Raw genomic sequence first — 15,066 nt, 5'->3', positions numbered from 1 at the left:
CCTCTCCCTCATCCGTCATGCTCCGCATGCCACCTTCTCCCACAAGGGGAGAAGGAAGATGAACGCGGCCCTGCGCCAGACCCTGTCACCCTATCGCCATCCCTGCGGCGGCCTGAAGGTGACGGTCGCGGGCGAAGCCTGCGTCCTGCGCTGCTCGGGCGCCCTGTGGGTTCCGGCGCATCGGACCCTGATCGCGTCCGACCTGCACCTGGAGAAGGGCTCCGCCTTCGCCGTTCGGGGCCAGATGCTGCCGCCCTACGACAGTCCGGCGACCCTGGCCAAGCTGGAGGCGGAGATCGAGGACCTCGGTCCCGCCACGATCGTGCTGCTGGGCGACAGCTTCCACGACGCCCGCGCCGTCGAGCGGCTGGGGGAGGCGGAACACGCCCGGCTGACGCGCCTGGCGACCGGGCGGCGCTGGATCTGGCTGGAGGGCAACCACGACCTTCAGGCGCTGGCCGGCGCGCTGGACCGGCTGACCGGCGAGGTGGTCACCACGCTTCGGGTGGGCGCGCTGCACCTGATCCACGAACCCCAGCCGGGCGAGGCCGTCGGCGAGGTCGCAGGCCACCTGCACCCCGCCGCCCGCGTCGCCGCCTATGGCCGGGGCGTGCGCCGCCCGTGTTTCGTGACCGACGGCCGCCGCATCATCCTGCCCGCCTTCGGCGCCTTCACCGGCGGCCTCGACGTCCGCCATGCCGCCATCACCGGACTGTTCTCCGCGCCGCCCCTCGTCGCCGCGCTGGGCCGCGAGAAGGTGCACGCCCTGGCGTGGGAGCGGCTGGCCTGAACATTCCTCCCCCTCGAGAGAGGGGGAGGAATGATTGCGCTCGTTAGATATGGATCGCGTGGCCCAGCGCCCGCAGCGACGCCTCGTGGAAGGCCTCGCCCAACGTCGGGTGGACGTGGATGGTCCCGGCGACGTCCTCAAGCAGGGCGCCCATCTCCAGCATCTGGGCGAAGCTGTTCGACAGCTCCGACACGTGCTGGCCGACGGCCTGGATGCCCAGCAGGCGGTGGTCGGTCTTGGACGCGATCACGCGCACGAAGCCGCCGTCCTCGCCCGCCTCGATGGCCAGCGCCCGGCCGATGGCCATCAGCGGAAAGACCGAGGTGATCACGTCGTCGCGCCCCTCGACATCCGCCGGACCGAGGCCCGCCGAGACGATCTCCGGCTCGGTGAAGCAGACGGCGGCGATCGAGACCGGATCGAACCGGCGGGGTTTGCCGGCGATGATCTCGGCGACCATCTCGCCCTGGGCCGAGCCCTTGTGGGCCAGCATGGGTTCGCCGGTCAGGTCGCCGACGGCCCAGACATTTTTCATGCTGGTGGCGCAGCGGTCGTCGACCTTCACGAACGGGCCATCCATGGCCAGGCCCATGGTCTCCAGGCCCCAGCCCTGGGTCCGGGGCTTTCGGCCCACGGTGACCAGCACCTTGTCGGCGTCCCGCTTGACCGCCTCGCCGTCCTTGGTGGTGACGTTCAGCCGGCCGTCCCCGAACGACCCGGCTTTCGCCCCCAGATGCAGCTCGACGCCATGGGCGGTCAGCCACTTGGCGACCGGATCGGTCAGGGCCTTGTCGTAGAGCGGCAGGATGCGGTCGGCCATTTCGACGATGGCGACCTGGGCCCCCAGCTTGCGATATGCGATGCCGAGCTCCAGCCCGATGTAGCCGCCGCCGACCACGACCAGCCTGCCCGGCACCTTGTCCAGCGACAGGGCCTCCGTCGAGGAGATCACGTCGCCGCCGAACGGCAGGAAGGGCAGTTCGACCGGCTCCGACCCCGTGGCCAGGATGACGTGCTCGGCGGTGATGGTGATCGGACCGTCCTCGGTCTCGACGCGACAGGTCTTGGCGTCCTGGAAGGTCGCCCAGCCCTTGATCACCTTGACCTTGGCCTTCTTCAGCAGGGCCGCGACGCCGGCGTTGAGCTTCCTGACGATGCCGTCCTTCCACTCCCGCGTCTTGACCAGATCGATGGCGGGCGCTGACGCCGTGATGCCCAGGGCGCCGTCGCCCGCCGCCTTGGCGACCGTCTCGTACTTGCCCGCCGCATGGATGATCGCCTTGGACGGAATGCAGCCGACGTTCAGGCAGGTGCCGCCCAGCCCGTCGCCGCCGTCCACGAGCACGGTCTCCAGCCCCAGCTGCCCGCAGCGGATGCCCGCGACATAGCCGCCGGTGCCGGCGCCGATGATGAGGACCTTCGTCTTGAGCTGCTGCATCGGAAACCTGTCAGAGGGCGTAAGGGGCGCGAACGCCCGGCTCGTCGGCCGGAAAGTCCTTGGTGTTGCGGGTGACCAGGAGGCGGCCGGTGGTCTGGGCGGAGGCCCAGATCACGGCGTCCGGAAACTTCAGGCGGCGCGCCTTGCGAATCTCGACGGCGCGCTCCGCGACGGCATCAGTAAGCCCGACGACGATAAACCGATCAAGAAACTGTCGAGTGCGTTCGGACGAGTCATCCCCCACCCCAACCATCACCTCGATCCAGGTCACGATGCTGATCGCTGGATTCGGATATCGCTCGATTTCCGCCGTCGCCTGGGGATAGCCCTTGAGGTGATCGACCAGAATGTTGGAGTCCAGAAGGGCCGCTACCACTCGCTGCGCAGCCTTTCCTGGTAGGCGAGCCCGTCCTCGCCGTCCTTGCCCCACAGGCCGAACGAATCCGCGAGCGGCGCCGGCTGTTTGTGGCGGGCCACATAGTCGTCGATCGCGGCTCTAATGACAGCCGCGCGCGGCCGCTTCTCGCGCTTGGCCAAAGCGTCCAGCGCCGCGACTTGACCCTCATCGGCGTCCACGAGAATTCGCATTTCGACCTCCGTGATATACGTTGTGTATATCATATAGCGGTGCAGGGACGAACCGCCAGTCTCACCCCATCCACAACGTCGCCGGCTGTTCCAAGAGGCCCTTGATCCGCTGCACGAAGACCGCCGCGTCGTGGCCGTCGACGATGCGGTGATCGAAGGACGACGACAGGTTCATCATCTTGCGCACGACAATCTGGCCGTCCCTCACCACGACCCGCTCCTGGATCTTGTTCGGGCCGACGATGGCGACCTCGGGGTGGTTGATGATGGGGGTGTGGACGACGCCGCCGAGCGTGCCCAGCGAGGTGATGGTGATGGTCGAGCCGCTGAGCTCCTCCTTCGCCGCCTTGCCCGACTTGGCCGCGCCGGACACCCGCGCGATCTCGTCGGCGGTGTCATAGACGTCGCGCGCCTCGGCGTGGCGGACCACCGGCACCATCAGTCCGTTCGGCGTCTGGGCGGCGATGCCCAGGTGGACGGCGGCGTGCTGGGTCAGGATCCCGGCCTCGTCGTCATACCAGGCATTGATCTGCGGCTGGTCGCGGAGCGCCACGACGATGGCGCGGGCGATGAAGGGCAGGACGTTCAGCTTCGGCCTGTCCGTGCCCTTGTTCTGGGCGTTCAGATGAGCCCGCAGCTCCTCCAGCGCCGTGACGTCGATCTCCTCGACGTAGGTGATGTGCGGGATGCGCCGGACGCTTTCGGCCATCTTCTCCGCGATCTTGCGGCGCAGGCCGATGATGCGGACCTCGGTTGAGCCCTCGGCCCTGGCGTAGGTCGCCGCGCCGCCGCGCGCCGCCGGGCGCGCGCCGCCGGCGATATAGGCGTCCAGGTCCGCGTGCTCGATACGCCCGGCCGGGCCGGAGCCCGTGACGAACTGCAGCTCGATCCCCAGCTCCCGCGCGCGGTTGCGCACGGCAGGCGAGGCGAGGGGCTTCTGGTTGGGATCGCGCGCGACGTCCGAACGTCGGGCCGGCGCGGGGGCGGGAGCGCTCGGCGGGGCGGCGCCGGCGACCTCAATCTGTGCAGCGAGGGACTTGGGTTCGGGGGCAGGGGCCGCCGGGACCGGCGCCGGCGACGACTCCTCCGCCGCGGCGTTGCCGTCGCCTTCGACCTCGAACTCCACCAGCGGGCCGCGCACGGCCATCATCTGCCCGGGTTCGCCGTGGAGCTTGGAGACGGTGCCGGACACCGGGCTGGTGATCTCGACCGTGGCCTTGTCGGTCATGACGTCGGCCACGACCTGGTCCTCGGCCACGACGTCGCCGACCTTGACGTGCCAGGCGGCCAGTTCGGCCTCGGCGGTGCCTTCGCCCACGTCGGGCAGCTTGAAGACGAAACGACCCATCAGCGACCTCCCGACATCACGGCTTTCAGCGCCTCGGCCACCCGCTCGGGGCCGGGGAAGTATTCCCACTCGAAGGCGTGGGGGTAGGGCGTGTCCCAGCCGGTCACGCGGGTGATCGGAGCCTCCAGATGGTGGAAGCAGCGTTCCTGCACCAGGGCCGACAGCTCGGCGCCGAAGCCCGAGGTCCTGGGCGCCTCATGCACGATGACGCAGCGGCCGGTCTTCTTCACCGAGGCCTCGATCGCCTCGATGTCCAGCGGCACGAGCGAGCGCAGGTCGATGACCTCGGCGTCCACGCCCGCGTGCTCCGCGCCCGCCAGCGAGACCCAGACCATCGTGCCGTAGGCCAGGATGGTGACGTCGGCGCCCTCGCGCATGATCCGCGCCTTGCCCAGCGGCTCGACGACCCGGCCTGTCGGCACCTGGGCCAGGTCCTGGGCCTTCCAGGGCGACACCGGCTTCTCGTGCCAGCCGTCGAAGGGGCCGTTGTAGAGGCGCTTGGGCTCGAAGAAGATGACCGGATCGTCGTCCTCGATCGCCGCCGTCAACAGGCCCTTGGCGTCATAGGGGTTGGACGGGATCACCACCTTCAGCCCGGCGATGTGGGTGAACAGGCTCTCCGGGCTCTGGCTATGCGTCTGGCCGCCGAAGATGCCGCCGCCGTAGGGCGAGCGCACCACGATGGGCGCGGTGAACTGGCCGGCCGAGCGGTAGCGCAGCTTGGCCGCCTCGGACACGATCTGGTCGTAGGCCGGATAGATGTAGTCGGCGAACTGGATCTCCACGACCGGGCGCAGGCCGTAGGCGCCCATGCCGATGGCGGCGGCGACGATGCCGCACTCGCTGATCGGCGCGTCGAAACTGCGGATCAGGCCGTGCTTCTGCTGCAGCTTGTCGGTGACGCGGAAGACGCCGCCGAAATAGCCGGCGTCCTCGCCGAACGACAGCACGTTCGGGTCCTCGGTCATCTTCACATCCAGCGCCGAGTTGAGCGCCTGGATCATGTTCATGGGCACGACGGCGGGACTGTCGCCGACGGTCGAGGCCGGCGCGGCGTCCTGATCGACCATGTCGGGCTCGATGCCGTCCGTGCGGTCCGCTTCGGTGAAGGCTTGCTCGCTCATGATCAGACCCCCACCTCGCGCCGCTGTTCGACCAGGCGCCAGTCCTCGGTGGCGAAGACGTCCTCGAACATGGTCTTCACGCTGGGCCGCGACTGGCCGAGCGTGCCGACGGCCTCCGCCTGCTTGCCGGCGGCGCGGACAGCCTCGTCGGCGGACTTGAGTTCCGCCTCGTGCTGGTCCTCGGACCATTCGCCGAGCGCGATCAGGTGCTGCTTCAGCCGCGCGACGGGGTCGCCCAGCGGCCACTTCTCGAACTCGTCGCCCGGCCGGTACCGGCTGGGATCGTCGGAGGTGGAGTGCGGCGCGGCGCGATAGGTGAACAGCTCGATCACCGTGGCGCCCAGGTTGGCGCGCGCGCGCTCCTCGGCCCACTGGGTCGCCGCCCAGACCGCCAGGAAGTCATTGCCGTCGACCCGCAGCGCCGGCAGCCCGTAGCCGATGGCCTTGGACGCGAAGGTCGTCTCCAGACCGCCCGCGATGCCCTGGAAGGAACTGATGGCCCACTGGTTGTTGACGATGTTCAGGATCACCGGCGCGCGATAGACGGCGGCGAAGGTCAGGGCGTTGTGGAAATCCCCTTCCGCCGTCGCCCCGTCGCCGATCCAGGTGATGGCGATCTTGTCGTCGCCCTTGTAGGCCGAGGCCATGGCCCAGCCCACCGCCTGGGGCACCTGGGTGCCGAGGTTCCCCGAGATGGTGAAGAAGCCGTACTCCTTTGAGGAGTACATGATCGGCAGCTGGCGGCCTTTGATCGGGTCCGACGCATTCGAATAGATCTGGTGCATCATATCGACCAGCGGATAGTCGCGCGCGATCAGCAGCCCCTGCTGGCGATAGGTCGGGAAGCCCATGTCCTCGCGGCTCAGAATCATGCCTTGCGCGACCGCGATGGCCTCCTCGCCGGTGCACTTCATGTAGAAGCTGGTTTTGCCCTGGCGGTGGGCGCGGTGCATCCGGTCGTCGAAGGCGCGGGTCAGGATCATCGCCTTCAGGCCCTTCTTCAGGGTCTCGGCGTCGAGCTTGGGGTCCCACGGGCCCACGGCCTTGCCGTCCTCGTCCAGCACCCGCACCAGGCGGAAGGCGAGGTCGAGCATGGCGGCCGGCCGCGAATCCGTCGGCGGTCGATCCACCGCGCCGGCGGCGTCGAGCTTGATGTGGCTGAAGTCCGGCGTATCGCCCGGACGGCCCGAGGGCTCGGGAATCCGCAACGATAGGGGCTTGCTGTTCTTTTTCATTCGTCCTGCCCTCGGTTGATCCGATCGGCGTTTCACTCCAAGCCGGGGCAATAGCACGAGGCCGCGCCGAACGCTCGCTCAAATCCGCCTTGCCAAACGGCGATTTGAGGTATTTTGTTCTAAGAAATACAAATCAGGAGGAATGATGCTCGCGGAAGACCTGGACGCCATCGACGCCCGCATCCTGGATATCCTGCAACAGGACGCCGGCCTGTCCGTCGCCGAGGTCGCTGACCGGGTCGGGCTGTCCGCTTCACCCTGCTGGCGCCGGATCAAGAGGCTGGAGGACCAGGGCTTCATCCGCAAGCGCGTGACGCTGCTGGACGCCACGAAGCTGGGCCTGGACTTCGAGGTCTATGCGATCGTCAAGCTGAGCCTTCCGTCCACCGACAATCTCATCGCCTTCGAGGCGGCGGTCGAACACTGGCCGGAGGTCGTCCAGTGCGCCACGATCACGGGGCGTGAGGACTATGTGCTGCGGATCGTCACCTCGGACATGCACGCCTTCGACAAGTTCCTGCGTGAGAAGCTGCTGGCCCTGGCGGTGGTGTCGGACTGCGAAAGCCACATCGTCACGCGCGGGGTGAAGAACGTCACCACCCTTCCACTGGGGATCGTCACGCCCCACGTCGCCTGAGCATCAGCAGCGAGCGTCAGGGGCGCCGCACCAGGAAGACGCCGAGCAACACCAGGACCACGCCCGCCAGACGGCCCATGCTCATGGGCTGGCGCGGCACGCCCAGCCAGCCGAAGTGGTCGAGCACCAGGCTCAGCACCAGCTGCCCCGCGATCATCAGGGTGATGGTGGAGGCCACGCCCAGCCTCGGCACGGCGAAGGCGGCGGCGACCACGAAGACCGCGCCATAGGCCCCGCCCAGCCAGGCCCAGAAGGGCAGGGCGCGCGTCGCCGCCGGATCCGGCGGGGTGCGCAGCACCAAGGCCAGCGCGGCGAGCACCGCCGTGCCGACCGCGAACGAGATCAGCGCCGCGTTGACCGGAGAGGCGACCGCCCCCGCCAGCCGCGCGTTCGTCGGCCCCTGCAGCGCGGTGAAGGCGCCGCCCACGATCACGGCGGCGATGGCGAAGGCGGTGGCGTTGCTGAGCGTCATGGCGTCACCAGTGCGGTGTCCGCGACCTGTCGTCCAGCCTGTCCTGACCACGCCCATCAGGCGGATTGACGCCGAGCGCCGAGGCGACCTTGAATACGAGCGGGATCAGGAGGGGACGCGATGAGGCTTCAATCGGTAGGCGTCGCAGCGGTTCTGAGCGGCGCGTTGGCGATCGGTGGTCCGGCTGGCGCCGGTGAGCTGGCCTCATATGTCCGGCACGCCCTTGATCAGATGGAGTACCAGTGGGCCGACCGGCCCTACACCCGCTCCTATTTCATCACCCAGAACAACATGGGCCAGGGCGCATCGTGGACGCAGAGTTTCGTCAGCGGTGCGAGCACGGTCTCCCTCGTGGCGGGCTGCGATCAGGACTGCAGCGGCCTGTCCCTGATCGTTTTCGATCGCGCCAGCGGACAATCTCTCGGCCAGCGCCGCGGTTACGGAAAATCGATCGAGATGACGGTCAGCCCAGGCGCCAACCGGCATCTGGTGGCGGTGCTGACGATGGAAAGCTGCGCCACTGAGGTCTGCTACTTCGCTTTCACCGCCGTCCATTGATCACCAGAGCGCCGTCGTCGGCGCACCGGTCATCGCCTCGCGGATCCGGTCGCGGCTGGCGCGGTTCATCGGTTCGGGCAGGGCGTCGGGCGGGAACCACCCGATGCGCGAAATCTCGCCCGAGGGCTGGAAAGGGTCCGCCTCGAAGTCATCGACGCGGAACAGGAGCACGTGGTCGCCGGGGAAGAAGGCCTTGTTGGAGTGCACCGAGACCAGGCGGGGCGGGCCGACGACCCTCACGTGCGCCTCCTCGCGCAGCTCGCGGATCACCGCGTCGTGCGCCGTCTCTCCGCGATCCACCCCGCCGCCCGGCAGCCACCAGCCCGGCAGGTAGGTGTGCTCGACAAGCAGCACACGCCCGTCGGGATCGACCACCAGTCCGCGCACGCCCAGGGTCATGCCGCGTGTCAGTCTCGACCAGGTGAAGAACAGGGGTCGGGTGAAGGGCTCGATATGGCGACGCCAGGTCATGAAAGCTCCGGTCGGTCGCCCTCGATATGCGGCCTCGCGCGCCTTGAACAGCGCGGCGGCGCGGACTAATCACCGGCCGAACGTTTCGGAGCGCCGCCCCATGATCGCCCTCTACATCATTCTCGGCTTCGTCGCCGTCGTCGCGGCCATCAACGTCTTCGAGTTCGGCCGGGTTGACTGAGCCCTCGCCGCGCGGGGCCGCGCTGGTCACCGGCGCGGGCAGGCGGATCGGGCGGGAGATCGCCCTGACGCTGGCGAAGGCGGGCTTCGACGTCGCCGTCCACTACGGCGGATCAGCCGAGGCCGCGCAGGATGTGGTCCGCGAAATCGAGACGCTGGGCCGTCGCGCGGTCGCCGTCCAGTGCGATCTGATGAACGAGGACGCGGTGCGCGGCCTCGTCCCGGCGGCCGCAGGCGCCCTCGGGCCCTTGTCGGCTCTGGTCAACAACGCCTCCGTGTTCGAGGACGATCGTGTGGGGTCGCTGTCGCGCGACAGCTGGGACCGGCACATCGAGACCAACCTGCGGGCTCCGGTCGTGCTGGCGGAAGCCTTCGCCGCCCAGGCGCCGGACGGGTCGGCGATCGTGAATCTGCTGGACCAGCGGGTGCTGAAGCCGGACCCGCGATTCTTCTCCTACGCCCTGTCCCGCAACGGCCTGTGGTGGGCGACGCGCACCCTGGCCCAGGCGCTGGCGCCGCGCATCCGCGTCAATGGCGTGGGGCCGGGCCCGACGCTGCAGTCCATCCACCAGAGCGAGGACGACTTCGCGGCCGAGGCGGCGGCGGTGCCGCTCCAGCGCGCGGCGACGCCGGCGATGATCGCCGACGCGGTGCTCTGGCTGATTGACGCCACGATGGTGACCGGTCAGATGATCGCCGTCGACGGGGGCCAGCACCTCGCCTGGAAGACCCCCGACATCCTGGAGTGACCGTGTCCCTGCCCGAACCGCTCGCGCCCTTCCCCGGTCCTGTCGCGGCGCGTCGTGAGGGCCTGACCGTCTTCGTGCGCGGCCTGGAGGTCCAGGCCGGCATCGGCGTGCACGCGCACGAGCAGGGGGTGCTGCAGACGCTCATCCTGGACGTGACGCTCGAGCTCGGCCCCCGCCCCGTCGAGCGGCTGTCCGATACGGTCAACTATGAGACGGTGGCCCAGGCCGCCGCCGCGCTGGTCGCGGACGGCCACATCGGTCTGGTGGAGACCTTCGCCGAACGGCTGGCGCTGGCGTGCCTGGACGACCCTCGCGTGCGACGCGTGACGGTGCGGGTGGAGAAGCCGGGCTGCCTGCCCGGCGCGGTGGCGGCGGGTTGCGAGGTCGCCTACGCCCGCTGATCAGTTGCGCGGAACGGCCGCGCTCGCCATTGTCCGACCGTTCGCCCGGCGTAGCGAGGAGGGCCGATGGCCACGCCTGACAATCCCGACGACAAGGCTCCCGACGGCCGGGACCCGTGCGACGAGCTGGACCGCCAGATCGGCTTCGCCAGCCCCGACCACCTGCGCGGCGAATCACGGCCCGCGCCGTCGCCGGAGCCCACCGCGGCTCCGGTCGAGCCGGAACCGCCGCTGGAGACCCCGCGTTCCCAGTCCGTGCCCGATGCGCCGCCCCCTCCGCCGGAGCCTTCCATGATCGCCGGCCCCGAGCCGGTCGTCGCCGTCGCGCCCCCGTCGCGCCCGCCGGTGCGTCGTCGTGACGAGATCGCGGACACGCCCGAGGGCATCCGGGCCGTCACCCTCTATGCGCTGATCCTGTTCGCCGTGCCGACGCTGGGCGTCTCGGCCGTCATCGGCATCCTGGCGGTGATGGGGCGCGAGGCGCCGTCCGATCCGCTGGCGGGCAGCCACTTCATCTTCCAGAAGCGGACCCTGTGGGGCGCGGCGCTGGCGGCGGGGGTCGGGCTGATCCTGATCGTCGTGAACCTGGGCGTCTTCGTGCTGTTCCTGGCGGCGGTCTGGACCCTGATCCGGGGCGCGGTGGGCGTGTTCAAGCTCAAGGCGGCCCGCCCCATCGACAACCCCATGACTCCCTTCCTCTGAGGCCGAGATGACCCAGCCCCGCTACGACGCCAGCCACGAGGCTGCGGGCAAGCCCGCCGCGGCGGTGGCGTGGCTGCTCTACATCCTGTCGATCCCGTCGGCGAACCTGCTCGTCATCGTCGGCCTGCTGGTCGCCTATGCGGCGCGCGGGGGCGCGACGGGCGTCCCGCGCCAGCACATGGACGAGCAAATCCGGTTCTTCTGGTCGGTGTTCTGGTGGACGATCGGGCTTTGGATCCTGCTCGGCGTCAGCATCATCCTGTCGTTCGTGCTGATCGGCATTCCGTTCGCGATCCTGTTCGGCCTGGCCCTGCTGCTGCTGCACCTCTGGTTCACCGTGAAGAGCGTCATCGGCCTGCTGAACCTGCTGCAGGACCGCCCGGCGTGAGCGCGACGGGGCCGCTCATCGATGAGGCCGAGGGCAAGCGCTTCGTCCAGCCCTTCGAGGGCGGCGAGGTGTTCTGCGACTACGCCTCGCGCGGCGAGGTGAGGGCGCTGCTGCATGTGGAGGCGGACCCCGACCTGCGCGGCTCAGGCGCGGCGGGACAGTTCATGGCGGCGCTGGTCGAGCACGGCCGCGCCCACGGCCTGACGTTCACGCCGGTCTGCGGCTATGCGGTCGCCTGGTTCCGCAGGCATCCCGACGCGGCCGACGTGCTGGCCTAGTCCAGCGCCCATACCCGCGTGCGCTTGACCTCCTGGTCCTCCAGCTCGCGCGTCGTGGGCACGGTGTATTCCGCCAGCATCGTCAGACCGGCCTTCGGGAAGTAGCTCCGCCCCGGATCGCCCACGAGCACGCGCGCGCCCCTGCGTCGCGCCGCCGTCAGCCACGCCAGCACCCGCTCCGCCATCGGCCGCTCGTAGAAGACGTCCCCGGCGAGGATCACCTCCGCCTCGGGGGCCGCGGCGTCCAGCAGATCGGTGTCCGTGAAGCGCACCTCCACCCCGTTGGCCTCCGCGTTCAGCGCCACCGCCGGCCCGCAGAAGGCGTCGATGTCGGCCGCCAGGACCGAGGCGGCGCCCGCCTTCATCGCCGCGATGGCGACGAGGCCGGAGCCCGTGGCCAGGTCGACGACCGTGCGCCCCGCCACCTCTTGCGGATGGTCCAGCAGCCAGCGGGCCAGCGCCTGTCCGCCCGCCCAGGCGAAGGCCCAGAACGGCGGCGCCACGCCCATCTCGCCCAGCTCCTCCTCCGTCAGGCGCCACAGCGGCGTGACCTCGTCCGCCAGCCACAGGCGGATCTCCGGCGCGTGCGGCACGGTCGTCAGGCGCGTGTTGGCCAGGATGAAGCCGCGCGGGTCGGAAATGGCCATGGTCAGGCGTAGGCGGACATCAGCGCGCGGACATCCACCCGCGCCTTCAGCCGCGCCGCCAGCAGATACATGCCGCCCAGCTTCCTCTGCACGAACATCAGGTCGGGCGGCGGCGCCTTCCACACGTCGCGATCCTCGGCGAAGGCCATGCCGCGTTCCCGCAGCGCCCGCACCACGGACGGGTCGCCGAAGTCGAAGGGGCCGGCCTGCCGGAGCGGGGCCATCGTCAGGTCGAAGATGTCGTTGACGACCGCCCCCTGCCGCTCGACCAGCCGTTCGTCGAAGAAGCCCACCCGCATGGCCGCCGCGATCGTCGCCTCCCGATCGCCCGACAGCCCCGCCCGCAGAAGGCCGCGATAGGCCTCGGCCGTCAATGGCGCGATCTCCCGCGTGGCGCCGAAGTCCAGCAGCACGATCCGGCCGTCGGGCGCGTGCAGATAGTTGGCGAAGTTCGGGTCGGTCTGCATCAGGCCGAACTCGAACAGCTCGCGCAGCGTGAGCTCCAGCAGGCGCGCGACCACCTCGTCCCGGACCGCCTGATCCGCGCTCGCCAGCGTCTCGATCGGTCGTCCCTGAAGCAGGGTCATGGGCAGGACGTCCGCGCGCAGCAGGGGCGCGTAGGGCTCCGGCGTGACGAAGCGGGCGTCGTCGGCGACCAGGGCGGCGAAGCGGGCCATCTGCGCCGCCTCGCGGACGTAGTCGGCCTCCTCGTGCAGCTGTCGCTTGGCCTCGGTCAGCAGGGGCTCGATCTCCAGCGACTTCGGCAGGGCGCCGGACAGCTTCAGCAGGCCCGAGACATTGTCCAGGTCGCTGTCGATGCTGCGCGCCACGCCCGGATACTGCACCTTGATCGCCAGCTCATGTCCGTCGGTGGTCACGGCCCGGTGGACCTGGCCGATCGAGGCGGCGGCCATGGGTTCGCGATCGAAGCGGGCGAAGTTCGCCTCCCACCCCCGGCCCCAGCGGCGGTTCAGCGCCGCCTCCAGCTGGGCGGGCGGCATCGGCCGGGCCTCGGCGCGCAGGCGGGCGAGGATGTCGGCGAGCTCGGGCGGCAGCATCTCGCCGGCGTCCATCGACAGCAGCTGGCCCATCTTCATCGCCGCGCCGCGCAGCCGCGCCAGCTCGTCGGTGACGCGCAGGGCCGTGGCCGGGGTCAGCAGGACATCGCTCAGGGAGGGCCGCTTGCCGCCCGCCATCTGACGCGCCCCCTCGCCCAGGGCCGCGCCCGCCACGCCCGCCGCCATGCCGCCGAACCTCAGCATCCGGTTCAGACGCCCGGACGGCACCGCGCGGCCGGGACCGAGAGAGGAGGGAGGTCGCATGTTCAGGTTCCTAGGCCCGCCGGAGTTCGCGGGCGATGCGGCCGATCAGCCGCGCGTGGCCAGCCGCAGCACCGAAAGATAGCCGGGGGCGACCTCCATGCCGCTGGCGTCGGGCTTGGATCTCAGCAGCCGATGCAGGCGCGGCAGCTTCCAGCAGGGCACGTGCATGAACAGGTGATGCTCGGCGTGGAAGTTGACCCAATAGGGGGCGATGAAGGCCCGCTCCCACCAGGACGCCCGCGTCGTGCGCGCCGCGCGGAAGGCGTCTTCGGCCGAGCCCTCGACGCAGGCGTGCTCGGCGATGTTGCGGATGCGCGTGACCAGCGGGAACCAGGTCGCCATGGGCAGCAGCCACAGCACCCAATAGGCCCACCAGGCGCCGGCCAGCGCCAGACCTGCGGCCAGCACGGCGTTCACCGCCAGGAAGGCGACGATCGAGCGGCCGGTGACCACGGCGTCATAGGCGTGGTTCGCGCCCTCGACCCTGGCCCGGCGCATCATGGCCAGCGGCAGCAGCACCCGCTGCTTGAAGAAGGTCTGGCCCGTCAGGTCGCGCAGCATCTTCCGACGCAGGGACGCCGGGCTGACGGGGAAGGGATCGGACAGGATCTTGTCCGGATCCTCCGGCTGCTGGGCGAAGCGGTGGTGGCTGAGGTGATAGGGGCGATAGGCGTGCAGCGACGCCCCCACCGGCACGGCGCACAGCCAGTGGCCGACGAAATCGTTCAGCTTCAGGTTCCTCGACAGGGCCCCGTGCGCGGCCTCGTGCATCAGGATGGCCAGGCCCAGCTGCCGCGTGCCGACGACCATGACCGCGATCGGGATCAGCACGGGCCAGACCACGGCGGCGCCGATGGCCAGCGCGATCACGCCCCAGCAGTGCGCCACCAGCAACAGCCCGACCGCGCCGGACCGGCTCTGGAACGGCGCCCACTCCTCGGCCGTGAAGACGGCGGACGGCGCGATGCGGGGCGCGGCGGGCATGGATGCAGGATACGCCGCGCGGCGGCGCGCGCAAAGCCGGGGCCAGACGTCATGTCCGCCTTACTGAATGTAATGTTGACATTACATCTCGTTGATGTAATGTCAGCCTGACATCAAGTCAGGAGAACCTGTCATGAACTACTCGACCGCCGCCCCCCTTGACGCGCCGCAGAAGCGCTACGTCACGCGGACGCTGATGTTCATGGGCGGGTATGTGGCCGTGAACGTCCTCGCCATCCTCGGCGCCTTCGACGAGATCGTCGGCGAGCCGGCCGGCTGGATCCTGGGGCTGGCGGTGGCGGCCCCGGTCGCGGGCCAGATCTGGGCCACGCTCAGGCTGATGGTCGAGAGCGACGAGTTCGTGCGCGTGCTGACGGCCAAGCGCTTCATCGCCGCGTCGGGTCTGGCGATGGCGCTGTTCAGCGGCTGGGGCTTCGTCGAGAGCTACGGCGGCGCGCCGCATGCGCCGGGCTGGATGATCTATCCGCTGTTCTGGGGCCTGTACGGTCTCATCACGCCGCTGATCCGGACGACGCGATGAAGAACCGGCTGAAGCTGCTCAGGGTCGAGCGCGACTGGACCCAGGCCGAGCTCGGCGAACGGCTGGGCGTCTCGCGCCAGGCGATCATCGCCTTGGAAAGCGACAAGCACGACCCGTCGCTCGACCTCGCCTACCGCATCGCCGCCCTGTTTGGACGGCCGGTGGAAGACATCTTCGAGAACCCGCACGCCTGAGACGGCGGCGATCAAACCC

General features: G+C 69.7%; 22 protein-coding genes. 11 read left to right on the top strand and 11 right to left on the bottom strand.

From position 1 onward, the window contains the following. Positions 1-58: 58 nt before the first annotated feature. The gene (pdeM, locus tag ACFFGE_RS03635; protein ID WP_376834386.1) at positions 59-790 is read left to right on the top strand and encodes a ligase-associated DNA damage response endonuclease PdeM; all 732 of its coding nucleotides are present in this window, start codon (positions 59-61) and stop codon (positions 788-790) included. Between the two features lie 43 nt (positions 791-833). On the opposite strand, the gene lpdA is transcribed toward pdeM, so the two are convergent. The 6 genes from lpdA to ACFFGE_RS03605 form a co-directional block, all read right to left on the bottom strand. After that, a complete protein-coding gene (lpdA, locus tag ACFFGE_RS03630; RefSeq protein WP_376834384.1) occupies positions 834-2,228 on the bottom strand; it encodes a dihydrolipoyl dehydrogenase in 1,395 nt (464 codons plus the stop codon). Between the two features lie 10 nt (positions 2,229-2,238). After that, a complete protein-coding gene (locus ACFFGE_RS03625; protein ID WP_376834382.1) occupies positions 2,239-2,604 on the bottom strand; it encodes a type II toxin-antitoxin system VapC family toxin in 366 nt (121 codons plus the stop codon). After that, positions 2,598-2,816: a ribbon-helix-helix protein, CopG family gene (locus ACFFGE_RS03620; RefSeq protein WP_054110286.1), complete on the bottom strand. Its 219-nt coding sequence runs from the start codon at positions 2,814-2,816 to the stop codon at positions 2,598-2,600. The genes ACFFGE_RS03625 and ACFFGE_RS03620 overlap by 7 nt, the downstream gene beginning before the upstream one ends. 61 nt (positions 2,817-2,877) lie before the next feature. After that, positions 2,878-4,164: a dihydrolipoamide acetyltransferase family protein gene (locus ACFFGE_RS03615; RefSeq protein WP_376834381.1), complete on the bottom strand. Its 1,287-nt coding sequence runs from the start codon at positions 4,162-4,164 to the stop codon at positions 2,878-2,880. Further along, the gene (locus tag ACFFGE_RS03610; protein ID WP_446680608.1) at positions 4,164-5,288 is read right to left on the bottom strand and encodes an alpha-ketoacid dehydrogenase subunit beta; all 1,125 of its coding nucleotides are present in this window, start codon (positions 5,286-5,288) and stop codon (positions 4,164-4,166) included. Before ACFFGE_RS03610 ends, ACFFGE_RS03615 begins: the two co-directional genes overlap by 1 nt. A 2-nt stretch (positions 5,289-5,290) precedes the next feature. Beyond that, positions 5,291-6,523: a 3-methyl-2-oxobutanoate dehydrogenase (2-methylpropanoyl-transferring) subunit alpha gene (locus ACFFGE_RS03605; protein WP_376834379.1), complete on the bottom strand. Its 1,233-nt coding sequence runs from the start codon at positions 6,521-6,523 to the stop codon at positions 5,291-5,293. A 145-nt stretch (positions 6,524-6,668) separates the two neighbouring features. On the opposite strand from ACFFGE_RS03605, the gene ACFFGE_RS03600 reads away from it, so the two are divergent. Then, positions 6,669-7,160, top strand: a complete 492-nt coding sequence (locus ACFFGE_RS03600) for an Lrp/AsnC family transcriptional regulator (RefSeq protein WP_376834377.1) — start codon at positions 6,669-6,671, stop codon at positions 7,158-7,160. Between the two features lie 16 nt (positions 7,161-7,176). Here ACFFGE_RS03600 and ACFFGE_RS03595 read toward each other — a convergent pair whose 3' ends face one another. Further along, on the bottom strand, positions 7,177-7,632 hold the full coding sequence (locus ACFFGE_RS03595) for a DMT family transporter (RefSeq protein WP_376834376.1): 456 nt from the start codon (positions 7,630-7,632) through the stop codon (positions 7,177-7,179). Between the two features lie 120 nt (positions 7,633-7,752). Here ACFFGE_RS03595 and ACFFGE_RS03590 point away from each other — a divergent pair, with 120 nt between their 5' ends. Beyond that, positions 7,753-8,190: a hypothetical protein gene (locus ACFFGE_RS03590; RefSeq protein WP_376834374.1), complete on the top strand. Its 438-nt coding sequence runs from the start codon at positions 7,753-7,755 to the stop codon at positions 8,188-8,190. Here ACFFGE_RS03590 and ACFFGE_RS03585 read toward each other — a convergent pair whose 3' ends face one another. Beyond that, positions 8,191-8,661: an NUDIX domain-containing protein gene (locus ACFFGE_RS03585; RefSeq protein WP_376834372.1), complete on the bottom strand. Its 471-nt coding sequence runs from the start codon at positions 8,659-8,661 to the stop codon at positions 8,191-8,193. Here ACFFGE_RS03585 and ACFFGE_RS03580 point away from each other — a divergent pair. From ACFFGE_RS03580 to ACFFGE_RS03555, 6 genes are all read left to right on the top strand, one after another. Next, positions 8,660-8,842 carry a hypothetical protein gene (locus tag ACFFGE_RS03580; protein WP_376834370.1) on the top strand — a complete coding sequence of 61 codons (183 nt, stop codon included), beginning with the start codon at positions 8,660-8,662 and terminating at the stop codon, positions 8,840-8,842. The genes ACFFGE_RS03585 and ACFFGE_RS03580 overlap by 2 nt on opposite strands. Continuing rightward, positions 8,835-9,590 (top strand): SDR family oxidoreductase, encoded by a 756-nt coding sequence (locus tag ACFFGE_RS03575; RefSeq protein ID WP_376834368.1) that lies wholly within the window; start codon positions 8,835-8,837, stop codon positions 9,588-9,590. The genes ACFFGE_RS03580 and ACFFGE_RS03575 overlap by 8 nt, the downstream gene beginning before the upstream one ends. Before the next feature lie 2 nt (positions 9,591-9,592). Further along, positions 9,593-9,991, top strand: a complete 399-nt coding sequence (folB, locus tag ACFFGE_RS03570) for a dihydroneopterin aldolase (RefSeq protein ID WP_376834367.1) — start codon at positions 9,593-9,595, stop codon at positions 9,989-9,991. A gap of 66 nt (positions 9,992-10,057) precedes the next feature. Then, positions 10,058-10,693, top strand: a complete 636-nt coding sequence (locus tag ACFFGE_RS03565; RefSeq protein ID WP_376834365.1) for a DUF4870 family protein — start codon at positions 10,058-10,060, stop codon at positions 10,691-10,693. A 7-nt stretch (positions 10,694-10,700) separates the two neighbouring features. Then, entirely contained in the window at positions 10,701-11,081 is a 381-nt protein-coding gene (locus ACFFGE_RS03560) for a hypothetical protein (protein ID WP_376834364.1), read from the top strand. Further along, a complete protein-coding gene (locus ACFFGE_RS03555) occupies positions 11,078-11,359 on the top strand; it encodes a GNAT family N-acetyltransferase (protein WP_376834362.1) in 282 nt (93 codons plus the stop codon). The genes ACFFGE_RS03560 and ACFFGE_RS03555 overlap by 4 nt, the downstream gene beginning before the upstream one ends. On the opposite strand, the gene ACFFGE_RS03550 is transcribed toward ACFFGE_RS03555, so the two are convergent. From ACFFGE_RS03550 to ACFFGE_RS03540, 3 genes are read right to left on the bottom strand one after another with little or no spacing between them, the layout of a single operon-like run. Further along, a complete protein-coding gene (locus ACFFGE_RS03550; RefSeq protein ID WP_376834360.1) occupies positions 11,356-12,006 on the bottom strand; it encodes a class I SAM-dependent methyltransferase in 651 nt (216 codons plus the stop codon). The two genes, ACFFGE_RS03555 and ACFFGE_RS03550, sit on opposite strands and share 4 nt — an antisense overlap. Positions 12,007-12,008: 2 nt before the next feature. Next, on the bottom strand, positions 12,009-13,328 hold the full coding sequence (locus tag ACFFGE_RS03545; RefSeq protein WP_376834358.1) for an ABC1 kinase family protein: 1,320 nt from the start codon (positions 13,326-13,328) through the stop codon (positions 12,009-12,011). Between the two features lie 45 nt (positions 13,329-13,373). Further along, positions 13,374-14,312: a fatty acid desaturase family protein gene (locus tag ACFFGE_RS03540; protein WP_376834356.1), complete on the bottom strand. Its 939-nt coding sequence runs from the start codon at positions 14,310-14,312 to the stop codon at positions 13,374-13,376. A gap of 133 nt (positions 14,313-14,445) precedes the next feature. Here ACFFGE_RS03540 and ACFFGE_RS03535 point away from each other — a divergent pair, with 133 nt between their 5' ends. After that, positions 14,446-14,853: a hypothetical protein gene (locus tag ACFFGE_RS03535; RefSeq protein ID WP_376834354.1), complete on the top strand. Its 408-nt coding sequence runs from the start codon at positions 14,446-14,448 to the stop codon at positions 14,851-14,853. Then, the gene (locus ACFFGE_RS03530; protein ID WP_376834352.1) at positions 14,850-15,047 is read left to right on the top strand and encodes a helix-turn-helix transcriptional regulator; all 198 of its coding nucleotides are present in this window, start codon (positions 14,850-14,852) and stop codon (positions 15,045-15,047) included. Before ACFFGE_RS03535 ends, ACFFGE_RS03530 begins: the two co-directional genes overlap by 4 nt. Positions 15,048-15,066: the final 19 nt, after the last annotated feature.

Origin of the sequence: Brevundimonas balnearis, assembly GCF_042434805.1 — a bacterium.
Taxonomy (GTDB): Bacteria; Pseudomonadota; Alphaproteobacteria; order Caulobacterales; family Caulobacteraceae; genus Brevundimonas; species Brevundimonas balnearis.
Note: the sequence above shows the minus strand (reverse complement) of the source record. Positions and strands in the feature narration are given on the sequence as shown.

Bases quoted from the DNA above. Each gene is read 5' to 3' on its own strand.
- pdeM (WP_376834386.1), top strand. From the start codon at position 59: ATGAACGCGGCCCTGCGCCAGACCCTGTCACCCTATCGCCATCCCTGC.
- lpdA (WP_376834384.1), bottom strand. From the start codon at position 2,228: ATGCAGCAGCTCAAGACGAAGGTCCTCATCATCGGCGCCGGCACCGGC.
- ACFFGE_RS03620 (WP_054110286.1), bottom strand. From the start codon at position 2,816: ATGCGAATTCTCGTGGACGCCGATGAGGGTCAAGTCGCGGCGCTGGAC.
- ACFFGE_RS03615 (WP_376834381.1), bottom strand. From the start codon at position 4,164: ATGGGTCGTTTCGTCTTCAAGCTGCCCGACGTGGGCGAAGGCACCGCC.
- ACFFGE_RS03610 (WP_446680608.1), bottom strand. From the start codon at position 5,288: ATGAGCGAGCAAGCCTTCACCGAAGCGGACCGCACGGACGGCATCGAG.
- ACFFGE_RS03605 (WP_376834379.1), bottom strand. From the start codon at position 6,523: ATGAAAAAGAACAGCAAGCCCCTATCGTTGCGGATTCCCGAGCCCTCG.
- ACFFGE_RS03600 (WP_376834377.1), top strand. From the start codon at position 6,669: ATGCTCGCGGAAGACCTGGACGCCATCGACGCCCGCATCCTGGATATC.
- ACFFGE_RS03595 (WP_376834376.1), bottom strand. From the start codon at position 7,632: ATGACGCTCAGCAACGCCACCGCCTTCGCCATCGCCGCCGTGATCGTG.
- ACFFGE_RS03590 (WP_376834374.1), top strand. From the start codon at position 7,753: ATGAGGCTTCAATCGGTAGGCGTCGCAGCGGTTCTGAGCGGCGCGTTG.
- ACFFGE_RS03580 (WP_376834370.1), top strand. From the start codon at position 8,660: ATGAAAGCTCCGGTCGGTCGCCCTCGATATGCGGCCTCGCGCGCCTTG.
- ACFFGE_RS03585 (WP_376834372.1), bottom strand. From the start codon at position 8,661: ATGACCTGGCGTCGCCATATCGAGCCCTTCACCCGACCCCTGTTCTTC.
- ACFFGE_RS03565 (WP_376834365.1), top strand. From the start codon at position 10,058: ATGGCCACGCCTGACAATCCCGACGACAAGGCTCCCGACGGCCGGGAC.
- ACFFGE_RS03560 (WP_376834364.1), top strand. From the start codon at position 10,701: ATGACCCAGCCCCGCTACGACGCCAGCCACGAGGCTGCGGGCAAGCCC.
- ACFFGE_RS03550 (WP_376834360.1), bottom strand. From the start codon at position 12,006: ATGGCCATTTCCGACCCGCGCGGCTTCATCCTGGCCAACACGCGCCTG.
- ACFFGE_RS03545 (WP_376834358.1), bottom strand. From the start codon at position 13,328: ATGCGACCTCCCTCCTCTCTCGGTCCCGGCCGCGCGGTGCCGTCCGGG.
- ACFFGE_RS03540 (WP_376834356.1), bottom strand. From the start codon at position 14,312: ATGCCCGCCGCGCCCCGCATCGCGCCGTCCGCCGTCTTCACGGCCGAG.
- ACFFGE_RS03535 (WP_376834354.1), top strand. From the start codon at position 14,446: ATGAACTACTCGACCGCCGCCCCCCTTGACGCGCCGCAGAAGCGCTAC.
- ACFFGE_RS03530 (WP_376834352.1), top strand. From the start codon at position 14,850: ATGAAGAACCGGCTGAAGCTGCTCAGGGTCGAGCGCGACTGGACCCAG.